The sequence below is a fragment of the Blastomonas sp. genome (assembly GCF_030373265.1).
GTDB lineage: Bacteria > Pseudomonadota > Alphaproteobacteria > Sphingomonadales > Sphingomonadaceae > Blastomonas.
Genome location: NZ_JAUCZC010000029.1, coordinates 11582 through 25033, shown reverse-complemented (window position 1 = coordinate 25033; position 13452 = coordinate 11582). Strand labels below are relative to the sequence as shown.

Sequence of the window (13452 nt, the reverse complement as noted above, 5' to 3'; positions counted from 1 at the left end):
AATCGGAACCCTGTTCAATCGTTGTACCAAGTCGTGGATTTCAGGCATTAGCATCATAGATGCCGCATTCGCAACATTGCGCTGACGCCGTCCGCCACCGGGCGAGATTGCTCTTGCGGGTCAAAGATCATCCATACCGATCCCCATCACCGCGCCGGTGACATAGGCGGCGTAGTCGCTGGCAAGATAGGCGACGAGATGGCCAAGCGTTGCAGCATGACTTGCGGTCAGCACGGTGTTGACGCGGATGCCGTCTCGCGCCCATTCGACGGCCAGGGTCTTGGTGAGGTTACCCAGCGCACCGACCGCTGCAGCCTGCGCACTGCCTCGATCATGTTCGGGCCAACCAATGAAAATGATCGATCCGCCCTTCCCGGCCTCGCGACATTGATCAGCAAAGGCCTTGGCCTCGAAAAACCTTTGGTCGAGGCCCTGATCGAGTGCATGTCGCCACTGCGCATGGCTCATCTCATGCAACGGTCGCACCATTGCCATCTCGGCACAGTGCAGCAATATGTCGCAAGCGCCGTCGGTGCAAAGCTCGGCTCCTGCGCTCGACAACGCGGCGCTGATCGGAGGATAATCGCCGATCAGCCGCGCGCGGCGTCCCGTCAGCCAACCCATCACTGCCAACCCCAGGGACCATTAGCCCGTTCGCGGGGCGGGATGAAATCCGGCATCATCAGCGACCGGCGCAGGCTTTCGCCGCCATCCTGAACGATAACCTGCCCGGTCATGCCAGAAAACAGGGGCGAGCAGGTGAGCGCGGCCAGCCAGCCGAACTCCCGGATTCGTCCAGTGCGTCCGGCGGGGATCATGTTTTGCAGCGGCTCTATGGCATCATTGCCATCGCCGCGTGTCGAGGCTGCATGCGGGAAGAACCCTGCTGCCACAGCATTTACCCGAATGCCATAGCCAGCCCATTCGCGCGCCATCGCCCTTGTCATCGTCGCCTGCGCGGTCTTGGCGGCGGCGGAATGTGCATCACCGGGAAAGCCGGTCCAGATATATTGCGCGGAGTTGTTGACGATGGCTCCGCCATGCCCTTGCGCGATACGGCGCCGGACAAATTCCGACGAGCATAGGAACGTGCCGTCGATGGCGATGCGGGTTACGGCATTCCAGGCGTTGACCGAGATCGCTTCGGCCAGCACGGGAAAATTTGCACCAGCATTGTTGGCGAGCAGCGAGACCGGCCCCAGCGCGCGTTCGGCCTCATCGAAGGCTGCCGCAACCTTATCGGCTTTCCGCACGTCGCATGAAATTGCATGCGTCTTGCCGCCGATGGCCTCGATGGTCGCCGCGCCCTCCTGCGCTCGTTCCAGCGAGCGACCCACGACCGCGACGCTGGCCCCGCCCTGCGCAAAGGCCTGCGCCATGGCCAGGCCCATTCCCGAGCCTCCGCCAGTCACCAGCACGACCTGACGTGCGAAAATATCTGACGGATATGGCGGCTTATCAAACGGCGGCGGCTCCGCCACGATATGGTGGTCCGGGACGGGCATGATCGCTCTCCTGTCTTTGTCCAAGCTTGCGCGCGGCGACCAAGCCTGTCAATACTTGGTAAACCAGGTGTATTACCAATGAACATCGATGCACTGATTGACCGGGATGCCATTCGCGATCTGCTCGCCCGTTACACCTATAATGGGGACCGTGGTCGCGTAGCCGAGCTTGCGGCCTGCTTTTCTGACGACGGTGTTCTGGAATATCCTGGCAACCGCGCCGCGGGGCCGGATGCAATCGTTGCGGCGCTGACAGACGGCGCGCGCAACCCGGCGATCACTTTCGTGCGCCACCACGTTACCAATCCGCTCATCGAATTATCTGGTGAAACGGCAACGGCACGCAGCTATTTCGCCGTCACCAGCGACAATGGTCCCGATCACTCTGGAACATATTCGGACCGGTTCGTCAAAACCGCCTTCGGATGGCGCTTTGCCCACCGTACAGTGCGGATCGACTGGCAATCCGGGTCGTCGCTGTTCCGCCCGATGCTTACGCGACCTTGATGCGCAGCATCGCGGCCAGCCGCCGTTCGACGATGGCTTCGGCATCGGCAACGATTCTTGCTATGAGGTCCTGACAGGTCGGGATGTCGTGGATCAGGCCCTGAACCATGCCGGCCCAGAACACACCCTTGGTCATGTCGCCGGTTTCCAGCAATTCGCGCCCGGCAGTGCCCGCGACCAGTTCCTGAACATCGGAGAACCGTGCATCGGGCTGGGCCAACCGCCGCACGACCTCTTCGGAAACCGGGCTTCTGCCGACCCGCGCAGTGTTCTTGAAATTGCGGAAGATCAGGAAGCTGCCGCGCTCGTCGTTATCGATATACGCCTGTTTGACATTGGGGTGGATCGGCGCTTCCTGTGTTGCACAAAAACGCGTGCCCATGTTGATGCCGTCTGCCCCCAGCGCCAATGCCGCTGCCAGGCCACGACCGTCGCCAAAGCCACCCGATGCGAGCATGGGAATCTTCACCTTGTCCGCGGCAGCCGGGATCAGGATCAGGCCGGGAATGTCGTCTTCGCCCGGATGTCCGGCACATTCGAAGCCATCGATGGAGATCACGTCGCAACCGGCGCGCTCGGCAGAGAGCGCATGGCGCACGGCGGTGCATTTGTGCAGGATCTTGATGCCATGCGGCTTGAGGCGTTCCCAGATCTCGCGCACTGCAGGCGTTCCAGCCGTCTCCACGATCTTCACGCCGCCATCGATGATCGCGTCAGCATAAGCGTTGTAATCGGGCGAGTTGATCGTCGGGAACACCGTCAGGTTCACGCCGAACGGCTTGTCTGTCATCGAACGGCACCGTTCAATCTCTTCGCGCAACGCCAGCGGACTGGGCTGGGTAAGTGCGGTCAGGATGCCAAGTCCGCCGGCATTCGATACCGCTGAGGCAAGTTCTGCCACGCCGACGCTTTGCATGCCGCCTTGCACGATGGGGTGCTCGATTTCGAGCAGGTCGGTGATCCGCGTCCTGAACGCCATAAACTCTCTCCTAAACCAGCTGGTTGAGATGCATGCGCCATTTTGAAGCAGCGCCTGCATCTGCGAATTCTTGGGTGAGCCGGTCAACCAGCACAGCAACTGGCTCAATCCCGTCGATCAGCGCAACGCTCTGTCCTGCGCTCCAGATATCGCGCCACGCCTTGATACCCTCGGGCATCGGCTGGCGCGACTGATGCAGCGCGGGATCATCGAGTCCCGCCGATGCAAGGGAGCCGCGCATCCAGTTGGCCGGAACTCCATTCATCGCTGCGGAAACGACGATCTCGTCGATGCCAGATCGCGGGATCATCTGACGGTGGCCATCGACCACGCCCGACTCTGGTGTCGCGATAAACCGCGTCCCCATACAGGCGATGTCCCCACCAAGCGCGAGCACCGCAGCGATACCCGAACCATCGGCGATGCCGCCCGCAACGATCAACAATCCGCTGAACATCCTACGCACTGCAGGCACGAAGGCAAAAGGCGTCAGAAAGCCTGTATGACCGCCAGCTCCCGCGCAGGTCAGCATCAAGCCATCTGCACCCGCCGCCAGTGCCTTTTCGGCGTGCCGCATGGTGGTGACATCATGGATAACCTTGCCGCCCCAGCCATGAACGCGTTCCACCAGCAGGCGGGGGTCACCGATACTCGACAGCACAAGCGGCACGCGGTGCCTTTCCAGCAAGTCCAGCTTGGCCGCGCCGGTTGGTTCAGAAGCGATGCGGGCGGGCAGGTTGACTATCGCGGGCGCGCCATCGACCGCTGCCAGAGCGTCAAGGTAGGCCTCAAACTGCCCAAGGGGCGTGAAGGTACCGCCCTGCCAGCCACCGATGACGCCCGCCTTGCAGCAAGCGACCGCCAGATCCACCGACGAGGCGAACGACATCGGCGCACACATCAGCGGAAGGCGCAGGCGGGAGAGATCAAAGCTCATCTCAAAACGCTACCCTGGGACACAGTACCTTACCAGCCCGCCATCTGCGCAGCGCGGGCGCGATGCTCAGCGGGCGAGCCCAGCCACGCCCGGTCGAAGATCGCCCGGCGGAACCAGTAATTGAGGCCAAATTCCCACGTGTAGCCGATGCCGCCGTGTGCCGCGACCGCAGCGCGGGTGCAGCGGACATAGACATCTGCCAGATGCGCTTTGGCCATGGCGGCGGCGCGCGGGGCGTCAGGCAGCTGCGCATCCCAGGCATAAGCGGCATACCAGACGAAGGCATGCGCAGGCTCGACCTCCAGCGCCATCTGCGCCAACTGATGCTTCAGACCCTGAAACCGCCCGATGGGCTGGCCGAACTGTTCGCGCGTCTTGGCATAATCTACGGACATATCCGTGCATTTCTGTGCGCCGCCCAGAGCGTCGGCGGCGACCAGGATCAGCGCGGCGTCGAACAGGCGCGCGATGAATGGATCGCCCGCTGCAAACAGCTGGTGCGTCATGGCCCCGTCAAAAGTCACGCTGGCCAGTGGACGGCTGCGGTCTGTTGATGGCATCGGCGTTATCGTTACTCCGGCCCCTGCTTCAACCAGCTCAAGCGGCCCGTTGCGCGAACCAGTGAGAAAGAATCGAGCGGCATTTGCTGACTGCACATGATCGCTGCCGTCCAGCGCAAGTGTGGCTACCGTGGCACCTTCCACCAGATCATCAAGAAACCCTGCCACGTCCGGGTTGGATGAAAGCGCGACCGCATGAACCGCTAGCATCTGGCCGATCAGCGGACCCGGTGCAGCGGCTTCCCCGGCAATTTGGCTGGCGAGCGCCGCATCGAGCAGCCCCATGCCGCTGTCGGGCAGCAGGATGCCACCGAGCCCCAGCGCCATCAGCGCCTGCCAGCTTGGCGGATCGAAATCAGCATCGCTCTCGGCAAAGGCGTGAAGCCGCGCCATCGGCCAGTTGTCTGCCAATGTACCGCGCACCGCTTCCTGGATGGCGATCTGTTCTTCGGTCAGATGAAAATGCATCAGCGTTCTGCCTGCATGGCCAGATCGCGCGGCAAGCCAAGACCGCGTTCGGCGATGATGTTGCGCTGGATGTTAGATGCACCCCCAGCGATGGAATTGCCCAGGCTACCCATGATCTGGTCGAGCCACTTTTCCGGACCCCGTCCTCGCGTCCCTGCCGCCGCAGGTTCGCGCAGCAATGCTTCGCCGGCCAGGTCCTGCGCGAGCAGCGCCATCTCATGTCCGATCTCGGTCAGTGCCAGCTTCATCATCAGACTTACGGGGCCGGGATCTTCCCCGGCCGCCGCGCACGAAAACAGCCGGAAGCTGGTGTAACGGTGCGCCATAACGAACCCTTCAATCCGGGCGAGCTCGTGACGTACAACCGGGTCAGCGATGCGCCCGGTTTCACGGGCAAGCTCGACCAGCTTGTCAAACTGGTTGCCGAGGCCGTCCGCACTGCCGATGCTGGCGCGCTCGTGCTTGAGCGTGGTGCGGCTGACATACCAGCCCTGTCCGCGCTCGCCGACCTGCCAGCTGACTGGCGTTTGAGCGTTGTCGAAGAAAAATTCACAAAATCCGCCCTCGCCGGTCATCTGACGGATCGGACGACGGGTAATGCCGGGCTGGTTGAGATCGATCAGCAGGTAAGTGATGCCGTCATGTTTGGCCGCATTTGGCTCAGTACGAACCAGCATGAACATGTGGGTCGATTGCATGCCCTGTGACGTCCAGATCTTCTGGCCGTTGATGATCCATGTGCTGCCGTCGGCTGAAAGCTCGCCCTTGGTGCGCACAGCTGCGAGGTCAGACCCGGCGCCGGGTTCGGAATAGCCCTGACCCCATATGTACTCGCCCTCGACCGTCTTGCGGATGAAAAGCTCCTTCTGCTCTTCAGTTCCTTTTTCCAGCAGCGTGGGAACGGTCATGTTCATGCCGTTGCCACCCACCTCCATCGGTGCACGTGCGCGCTGGAATTCTTCGCGGATAACCTGAGCGCGAATGACATCAACGGGTTGTTCGGATCCGCCATAACGTTTCGGTACCGAGCGGTAAAGATAGCCGTGTCCGGTCGCATTCGTGCGAAACTCGGCGATGTAGGCCTTCAGCTCATCCCTCCGGCGTTCGCCCGGTTGCCACGCAGCATTTAGAAACGCTTTCACCTCGCCGCGAAAAGCCTCGGCGTCATCCCCATAGCTGAGATCCATCTCAGTCGTCCTTCTTCTGCGATGTTTTCCAGATGGCACTGGCTGCCTGTGTCGACAGGGACATATTCAATGCCTCCTGATCCAGTGCAGCTTCAAATGCCCAGTCCTCGGCGTTGTTGAGATTGGCTTTCATGTAGCGAAAGCCCATGCGAGGGCCATCTGCCAGACGATGCGCTGCTGCCAGCGTCACAGCGCGCAGGTCATCATCGGCCAACAGCCGGGTGTAAAGACCCTTGGAGAAGGCCTGCTGGGCTGTCAGCTTCTCCCCTAGCAAGAAAAGCTCACGCGCAACGCCTGTGCCGACGATCTTGGTCCAGAACCATGTCGATCCGAAGTCGCCGCCCGCGCCGATACGGTCAAATGCGGTGAGAAAGGTTGCGCTCTCGCCGGCAAACCGCAGGTCACAAGCCCCAGCAATGCCGATGCCTGCGCCGGCCACCGGGCCGTTTACCATTGCAATGCTAGGTTTGGGCATTTCGTGCAGCAGCCGCGATGTTTCCATGAAGCCGCGCAGCCGCGCAAAGCCCTGCTCAGTCCGGCTCCCGCTCTCGCTATTGGCTGGGACGATATCACGGGACGAGCCGCCATCCTTCAGATCGCCACCGGCGCAGAACCCTCTGCCTGCACCGGTGACGATAACGCAGCCTACCGATGCATCCCGCGCCGCGTCGGCACAGGCGTCGGCAAGTGGTGCCATGATCGATCCGGTCAGTGCATTCAGGCGGTCGGGCCGGTTCATCGTGATGATCCGCACCCCTCCCTGATTTTCTATCAGCACCTCGTCACTCATGGCAGTGTCCGCTGAAGCCATACTGTGACATCACTGGCCGCCCAGTTCCCAATGCCGCGCCATCATCTGCGCGGCCTTCTGTGCCAGTTCGCGTGGCACCTCGGGGAAGAGTGGCAACGGGTTGTCCTTCGAAGGCAGGGCAATCGTTGCGGTGGCGCGCAAGGTCTCCTCATCGCGCTGGTTGACGAACGTCACCGCGACATCGACCAGGTTCTGGCCATTTTCGGTCCTCTTCGCGAGCACCTTACCGGTCACCATCTGGACATCGCCCATATAGTTGAACTTGCGGATCTCGTCATGGACGTGCAGCACCAGCCCATCATCACCGCACCAGTCGGTGAGATACTGGTAGAGGTAATTCTCACGCATGACCCCGTAGTCGTACGCCATCGGGTTCCCGATCGCCTGCGCCCATTTCGGATCCCAGTGCAGCCGCTGCGCGACATCCGGGATGCCCTGCTCGTTCTTCACATAGAACGCCGCAATGCGTTTGCGGTTCTTGTGGGCGAGCCTCCCGACGGTGGGTGCATAGGGCACAAATCCGTAACCGCCAGAATGGAAGCAGATCACATCGGTGACAGTCAGCGGACCCTTGGCCTGGGTGCCCAATGCGTCGCCCTCGGCTACGTCCTCGAAATAGCGTTTGCTGGCACCCTGCACCTTTTCTTCGGCGTAGACGGCGTCGATTTTCGCGATGTCGTCATCGGTATAGGTTGCAGGTTCGATCGCGGAATATTTGCCCTTTTTCGCAGCGGTCTTGCGCTCGGTCATCACCCGCAGGATGCGATAGACCGAAACGACTTCGCCACGCTGGTTGAGCTTGACGTCGCGCCGCGTGCTGATCACTGAGCGCCCCGCAAATTCGGACTGCTTGACCTCGCAGGTTTCATCACCGTTAAAGCTGTAAATCGTGTCGCCAGGATAGATCGGGCGATAGAAATCCCAGGTCGAGCCTGACACGAACACATGGACGCCCTTGAACAGGCTCTTGCGCAGCGCCTTGATCTCGTCCGGCACCGGATCGCCCAGCATCGGCTTGTTGATGATGCCCGCCATCATGCCGGGCGCGATCAGGCCACCCCAACGGGTCTTTTTTGCATAGTCCGGGTCGCAGTGCAGCGGATTGTCGTTGCCGCAACCGTGCGCGAAATTGCGGATGTTGTCCTCGGTAGCGACCTGGTTGTACTCGCGCGCCTTTGCCGCTTGATCGAATCCCAGCAGCTTGCGCTGACGCTCGATATCGTCATCCGTTATCGCGTAATCGACGGCTTTGCGCCATTCGTCACTTTCGAGGATATCCGCCTTTACGGCGGTTTTGCTATCCGACATCCATTCTCTCCTTGATCGTAGTTGTATAACTAGGTAATACACGGATCAATTAGAAGCAAGAGGGGATATCGAGGGTGGAAGTCAGGCGGATCAGCGATGCCTTGAAGGTGCGCGCGCGGCATCAGCGCGACGAGGTCGCACATGACGATACCCGGCGCGTGCTGACCTTTGCCGAATGGGACCGGGAAGCCGACGAGATCGGTGGCGGTCTGGCCGCAGCAGGGCTGACCCCCGGTGACCGCGTGTTTCTGGCGATCAGCAACGACCGTGCGGTCGAGCACGCCATTGCGGTCTTCGCGGTGTTCCGCGCAGGCGGCATCGTCTGCCCGATCAATACCCGCCTGTCGCCGCGAGAAATCACCGATTACGCTGCGCTGTGCGAACCGCGCTTTGCGCTGACCGATGCACCCGAACTGCTGGCCGACATCGCGCTTGACGGGTGCTGGCATGTCGATTCGCCGCCGCGTGATCTGGCGCAGCTTCCCGACCAAACGACGCTCGATGCGACCGCCGATGCCGAAATCCTCGGCACCAGCGGCACCACCGGCAAGATCAAGGGCGTGGTCGTCAGCCATCCCGATCTCGTCAAGGACGTGACCGGCCTCAACCTCGATCGCAGCCGCTCTACGCTGCATGCGTTGCCGTTCTCCGGCTCTGGCGGCAATCTGGGTGTATTGATGCTGCCCGCGCGTGGCGGCGCTACGACATTTACCCAGCCCAAGTTCGATCCCAAAGGCTTTCTGGATCTCGTGCGCGAAAAGCAGCCGGACCTGGTGTATCTGGTGCCATCGATGCTGAGGCTGTTGCTCGATCATCCCGACGTCGCGGATTACGATTTTGCCGGAGTCAAATATCTGATGACCGGCACCGCGCCGTTGCCGCATGACTCAGTGGTACGTGCGCTAACTCTGTGGCCCAATGTCAGGATGCGCAACAGCTACGGCATGTCAGAAGGCGGCATCGGAATTGCGACGACTTCGCGCGAACAGATCCTGAAGCCCGGCTGTGTCGGCAGGATGCCCGATCACATGCAACTGCGCGACGAAAATGGTAAGATCATCACTGCACGGAACGTCAGTGGCGAAATTTACGGGTATCAGAATCACTCTCGGCGCTACTGGAACGACCCGGAGGCAACAGCCGCGTCGTTCCGCGAAGGCTGGACGAAAACCGGTGATCTGGGCTTTGTCGATGATGACGGTGACCTGATCATGTCTGGCCGGTCAAAAGAGCTGATCATTCGCGGCGGATACAACATCACGCCGCTGGAGATCGAATCGGTGCTGCACGAACATCCCGCAGTCCACAGCGCCGCTGTCGTCGGTATCGATCACGATGTTCTGGGAGAAGACGTTGCGGCTGCCGTTACCCTGCGGCCCGATACCGAAGCCACCGACACAGACCTGGCCGATTGGTGCAAACAGCACCTTGCCGACAACAAGGTGCCGCGCACCATCATTATTCTTGCAGAATTGCCGCACAATCCCAACGGCAAGGTTCTGAAGCGCGAGCTGAAGCCGTTGCTCGAGGCCGCCGCCAAGGCCAGAAAACGCGCCGCCTGAAAGCCTGGTCGTCCTGCCCCCTGTCACAGTTGCCCCCTGCCCGCGATCAGGCAGAGGGGCAGTTGCAATCAGTCAGACACGCTCGATAATGATCGCAGGCGCCATGCCGCCCGCAGCACACATGGTCACCAATCCGCGCTTGAGATCGCGGCGCTCCAATTCGTCGAGCACCGTGCCGATCAGGATCGACCCGGTCGCACCGATCGGATGGCCCAGCGCGCACGCTCCGCCGTTGACGTTGACCGTGTCGCGATCCAGCTTGAGGTCTCGAATGAATTTCTCAGCTACCACCGCGAATGCCTCGTTGATCTCCCACAGGTCGATGTCATCCACCGTCAGACCGGCCCTTGCGAGAACCTTTTGAGCGGCAGGCACCGGCGCGTTCAGCATCAAGGTCGGGCAGTCGCCCTGATTGGCAAACGCGACGATGCGCGCGCGCGGCTTGAGGCCGTGCTTGTTGGCATAGCCCTTCGAGGAGAGCAGGATGCCCGCGGCACCATCGACAACGCCCGAACTGTTGCCTGCGTGATGCACACCAGTCCAGTTGAGGTCAGGATATTTCAGCTGGATGAGCTGACGGAATGTCATGCCTCCCAAATCGTAATCGGCGATGGCATCGAACGAGGCCTTGAGCTGGCCAAGCCCCTCCAGCGTGGTCTGCGGACGCGGAAACTCCTCATGGTCCAGTGCAACCGAGCCATCCTCGTTCAGGACTGCGATCAGGCTCCGGTCAAACCGGCCTTCGGCGATGGCCCGCGCTGCCTTTTGCTGGCTGTCATAGCCAAGGGCATCGACATCGGCGCGGGTGATCCCTTCGCGCGCGGCAATCGCGTCGCCGCACACACCCTGATGCGACTGCGGATGCAGCTTCATCAGGTGCGTATTGCCCGAACCCATGCCCATCGGCTTGATTCCGGCAGCGGACTCCTGGGCACTAACCTCAGCGGTATAGCTCATCATCTCGGTGCCGCCTGCGATGACCAGGTCTTCCATGCCCGACATGATGGTCGCCGCAGCAAGATTGACCGAAGTGATGCCGCCGCCGCAGAAACGGTCGAGCGTCATCCCAGACGCCTTGATGTCGTAGTCGGCATCGAGCGCCGCCATACGGCCAAGGTCGCCGCCCTGCTTGCCCTTCTGCGTCGAGGTCGACCAGATCACGTCCTCGACATCGGCGGTGTTGATGTTGTTGCGGTCGCGCAGTGCCTTCAGCACGGTGGCTGCAAGATGCTGGGGGTGCAGGTGCGACAATGCGCCCTTACCAGGCTTGCCGATCCCGCGCGGCGTGCGAACGGCATCGATGATATAGGCTTCGGACATTTTCGATCTTCCTACGCTGGTATCTGATTGAACGGTACGGCCTTGTCGGGCCGATAATCCTGCGGCAGGCCGAGAATACGCTCAGCAATCGTGTTGAGCAGCATCTCGTCTGCACCACCCGCGATCCGCCCGGTGGGCGCGTTGATCCAGCTCGTCTGCCAGTTCTCTTTAACGGGAGCGTGTTCATCGAAATGCGCCCCGCCGGGGCCTTGCAGATCAATGGCCATTTCGGACAATCGCTGACGCGAGCGCACCGACACCAGCTTGTTGAGCGAACCTTCCGCCCCTGGCTCCATGCCCGCCTGCATCATCAGCATCGCGCGCGCGGTGATAGCGTCCAGCCCGTTACGCATCGCATAATTGCGGGCGATCGCCTGCCTGATGCGGCCATCTTCTATGGCGGGACGGCCATTGACCTCGACCTCTTTGGCCAGGCTAATAAACAGGTCGAGATGCGGTCCGAACCCAGCGCTGTCAGTGGCGACATAACGTTCAATCATCAGGGTCGCCATCGCCACCGCAAATCCGCCGCCAACCGGGGACATGCGGTGATCATCGGTAAGCTTGACGTCGTCGAAGAACACCTCGTTGACGTGGCTGTCGCCGCCTGCCAGCTTGATCGGGCGCACTGTGACGCCGGGCGCCTTCATATCGACCCAGAAATAGGTGAGGCCCTTGTGCTTCTGCACGGTGGGATCGGTCCGGGCGACGATTACCCCATAATCGGAATATTGCGCCCAACTGGTCCACAACTTCTGCCCGTTGAGCTTCCAGCCATTGCCATCCTGCTCGGCGCGCAGCCGCAGGCCGGCAAGGTCGGACCCGCCTGCAGGTTCGGAGAAAAGCTGACACCAGATTTCCTCACCCTGCAGTGCCTTAAGCACGCGTTCCTTGGCGAACACCTGATCCGACCCGAATTTCATCATGATCGGCACCGGCATACCGAGGCTGATACCGAAATAGGCTGTCGGCATGCCGAACTTCATCTCTTCAGTCTCGAACGCAACCTTCTCGATATGTGTCAGCCCCTGCCCGCCATATTCGGTGGGCCAATTTATGCCGGCATAGCCTGCATCGAAACGTGCCTTCAGATAACGGCGTCCAAGCGCCAGATCTTCGGCTTCCGACAGGCCCTTGCGGGCGCTGCGTCCGAACTCAGCGGCGACCGATTCCAGCCATGCGTTGGCTTTTTCCGAATAGGCTACCAGGTCGCTCATGCATTCTCTCCTGCCAGTTCGTTGACCAGAACATCTTCCCAGAACAGCATATTGCCCTGTTCCATTGCCAAAGTTCGCGCGCGGCGCATATGCAGATGCAAGCCGGCCTCCCAAGTCACGCCAATGCCGCCATGCACCTGCACGCAGTCACGTGCAGCAGTGTCATAGGCTTCCGTAGCCTGAATGCGCGCCGCTGCGGCGGCCTTCAGGAAATCGGCATGCCCCTCGCGCGTGGCAGCGTGAAGCGCACCTGCGCGTGCCAGTTCGACCAGCCCGTAGATTTCCGCGATGCGGTGTTTGACCGACTGGAACGAGCCGATCGTCTGGCCGAACGCCCGCCGTGTGTTGGCGTAATCGCGCGCCCGCTCCATCAGCACCTCTGCGCCACCGGTCTGCTCATGCGCGGTGATCACTGCCTGCAGCGCCAGGATATGCTGCGCAGCATCGAGGGCAGCATCCCCTTGCGCGATCACGGTGGCAGGGGCACCGTTGAAGGCCAGATCGGCAATACAGCGGCTGTTGTCGAAAGTGTTGAAGCCGATGCGCTCAACGTCCTTCAGCGACGCAATCGCCAAAACCGGGCCAGAATCGTTCATCGCCAGCACGACTGCAACGTCGGCATGGAGCGCGGCAGATACCGCATCCTTGACGCCAAGCAATTTTCCGCCGCTGAACTTAACCGTCGGGTTGGCTGGCAGCGGCGACTGGCCTTCGGCAAATGCAATAGCACCGATTGCCTCACCGCGCGCCAGCAAAGGCAGCCAATGCCCCCTTAAAGCATCATCGCCAAAATCGAGTATCGCCCGCGCGGCACCGAACGAACTGGTCAGGAACGGCGCACCCGATAGCGAACGCCCGGCCTGAAGCGCGATCAGCCCCAGTTCCACCAGACCCAGTTCCAGCCCACCATAAGCCTCGGGCAGTGCCAGCGCGGTCCAGCCCTGCTCCCTGGCCGTATCCCAGAAGGGCCGGTGAAACTCACCCTGCCGTTCCAGCAGCGGCAGCAACTGGTCGGTCTGCACCCGCGCTTCCAGCACCCGGCGCGATTCGGTGGCAATGGCCTGCTGGCCCTCATCATAAAGCAGTGACAT

13 protein-coding genes are annotated in these 13452 nt (G+C 61.4%); 2 read left to right on the top strand and 11 right to left on the bottom strand.

Going from position 1 to position 13452, the window contains the following annotated elements; translation table 11 throughout:
* Positions 1-120: 120 nt before the first annotated feature.
* Together QUV11_RS14710 and QUV11_RS14705 are read right to left on the bottom strand one after the other, a co-directional pair.
* Positions 121-624, bottom strand: coding sequence for an SDR family oxidoreductase (locus QUV11_RS14710; protein ID WP_300883648.1), 504 nt, complete (start codon positions 622-624; stop codon positions 121-123).
* Positions 624-1505: an SDR family oxidoreductase gene (locus QUV11_RS14705; protein ID WP_300883647.1), complete on the bottom strand. Its 882-nt coding sequence runs from the start codon at positions 1503-1505 to the stop codon at positions 624-626. Before QUV11_RS14705 ends, QUV11_RS14710 begins: the two co-directional genes overlap by 1 nt.
* A gap of 78 nt (positions 1506-1583) precedes the next feature.
* Between QUV11_RS14705 and QUV11_RS14700 the strand changes: the two genes are divergently transcribed.
* Positions 1584-2012, top strand: a complete 429-nt coding sequence (locus QUV11_RS14700; protein ID WP_300883646.1) for a nuclear transport factor 2 family protein — start codon at positions 1584-1586, stop codon at positions 2010-2012.
* On the opposite strand, the gene QUV11_RS14695 is transcribed toward QUV11_RS14700, so the two are convergent.
* From QUV11_RS14695 to QUV11_RS14670, 6 genes are read right to left on the bottom strand one after another with little or no spacing between them, the layout of a single operon-like run.
* Positions 1999-2991, bottom strand: coding sequence for a nitronate monooxygenase family protein (locus QUV11_RS14695; protein WP_300883645.1), 993 nt, complete (start codon positions 2989-2991; stop codon positions 1999-2001). The two genes, QUV11_RS14700 and QUV11_RS14695, sit on opposite strands and share 14 nt — an antisense overlap.
* Before the next feature lie 10 nt (positions 2992-3001).
* On the bottom strand, positions 3002-3928 hold the full coding sequence (locus QUV11_RS14690) for a nitronate monooxygenase family protein (protein WP_300883644.1): 927 nt from the start codon (positions 3926-3928) through the stop codon (positions 3002-3004).
* A gap of 29 nt (positions 3929-3957) precedes the next feature.
* The gene (locus QUV11_RS14685; protein WP_300883643.1) at positions 3958-4956 is read right to left on the bottom strand and encodes an acyl-CoA dehydrogenase family protein; all 999 of its coding nucleotides are present in this window, start codon (positions 4954-4956) and stop codon (positions 3958-3960) included.
* Positions 4956-6143 (bottom strand): acyl-CoA dehydrogenase family protein, encoded by a 1188-nt coding sequence (locus tag QUV11_RS14680; RefSeq protein ID WP_300883642.1) that lies wholly within the window; start codon positions 6141-6143, stop codon positions 4956-4958. The genes QUV11_RS14685 and QUV11_RS14680 overlap by 1 nt, the downstream gene beginning before the upstream one ends.
* A 1-nt stretch (position 6144) precedes the next feature.
* Entirely contained in the window at positions 6145-6933 is a 789-nt protein-coding gene (locus QUV11_RS14675; RefSeq protein ID WP_300883641.1) for an enoyl-CoA hydratase-related protein, read from the bottom strand.
* Positions 6934-6963: 30 nt separating this feature from the next.
* Positions 6964-8262: a MaoC family dehydratase N-terminal domain-containing protein gene (locus tag QUV11_RS14670; protein ID WP_300883640.1), complete on the bottom strand. Its 1299-nt coding sequence runs from the start codon at positions 8260-8262 to the stop codon at positions 6964-6966.
* Positions 8263-8336: 74 nt separating this feature from the next.
* Between QUV11_RS14670 and QUV11_RS14665 the strand changes: the two genes are divergently transcribed.
* On the top strand, positions 8337-9824 hold the full coding sequence (locus QUV11_RS14665) for a class I adenylate-forming enzyme family protein (protein ID WP_300883639.1): 1488 nt from the start codon (positions 8337-8339) through the stop codon (positions 9822-9824).
* 72 nt (positions 9825-9896) lie between these two features.
* Here QUV11_RS14665 and QUV11_RS14660 read toward each other — a convergent pair whose 3' ends face one another.
* Genes QUV11_RS14660 through QUV11_RS14650 form a run of 3 tightly spaced genes read right to left on the bottom strand, consistent with a single transcriptional unit; the run spans position 9897 to position 13452 of the window.
* Positions 9897-11144 carry an acetyl-CoA C-acetyltransferase gene (locus tag QUV11_RS14660; RefSeq protein WP_300883638.1) on the bottom strand — a complete coding sequence of 416 codons (1248 nt, stop codon included), beginning with the start codon at positions 11142-11144 and terminating at the stop codon, positions 9897-9899.
* Between the two features lie 11 nt (positions 11145-11155).
* Positions 11156-12361: an acyl-CoA dehydrogenase family protein gene (locus tag QUV11_RS14655; protein WP_300883637.1), complete on the bottom strand. Its 1206-nt coding sequence runs from the start codon at positions 12359-12361 to the stop codon at positions 11156-11158.
* On the bottom strand, positions 12358-13452 hold the full coding sequence (locus tag QUV11_RS14650; protein WP_300883636.1) for an acyl-CoA dehydrogenase family protein: 1095 nt from the start codon (positions 13450-13452) through the stop codon (positions 12358-12360). Before QUV11_RS14650 ends, QUV11_RS14655 begins: the two co-directional genes overlap by 4 nt.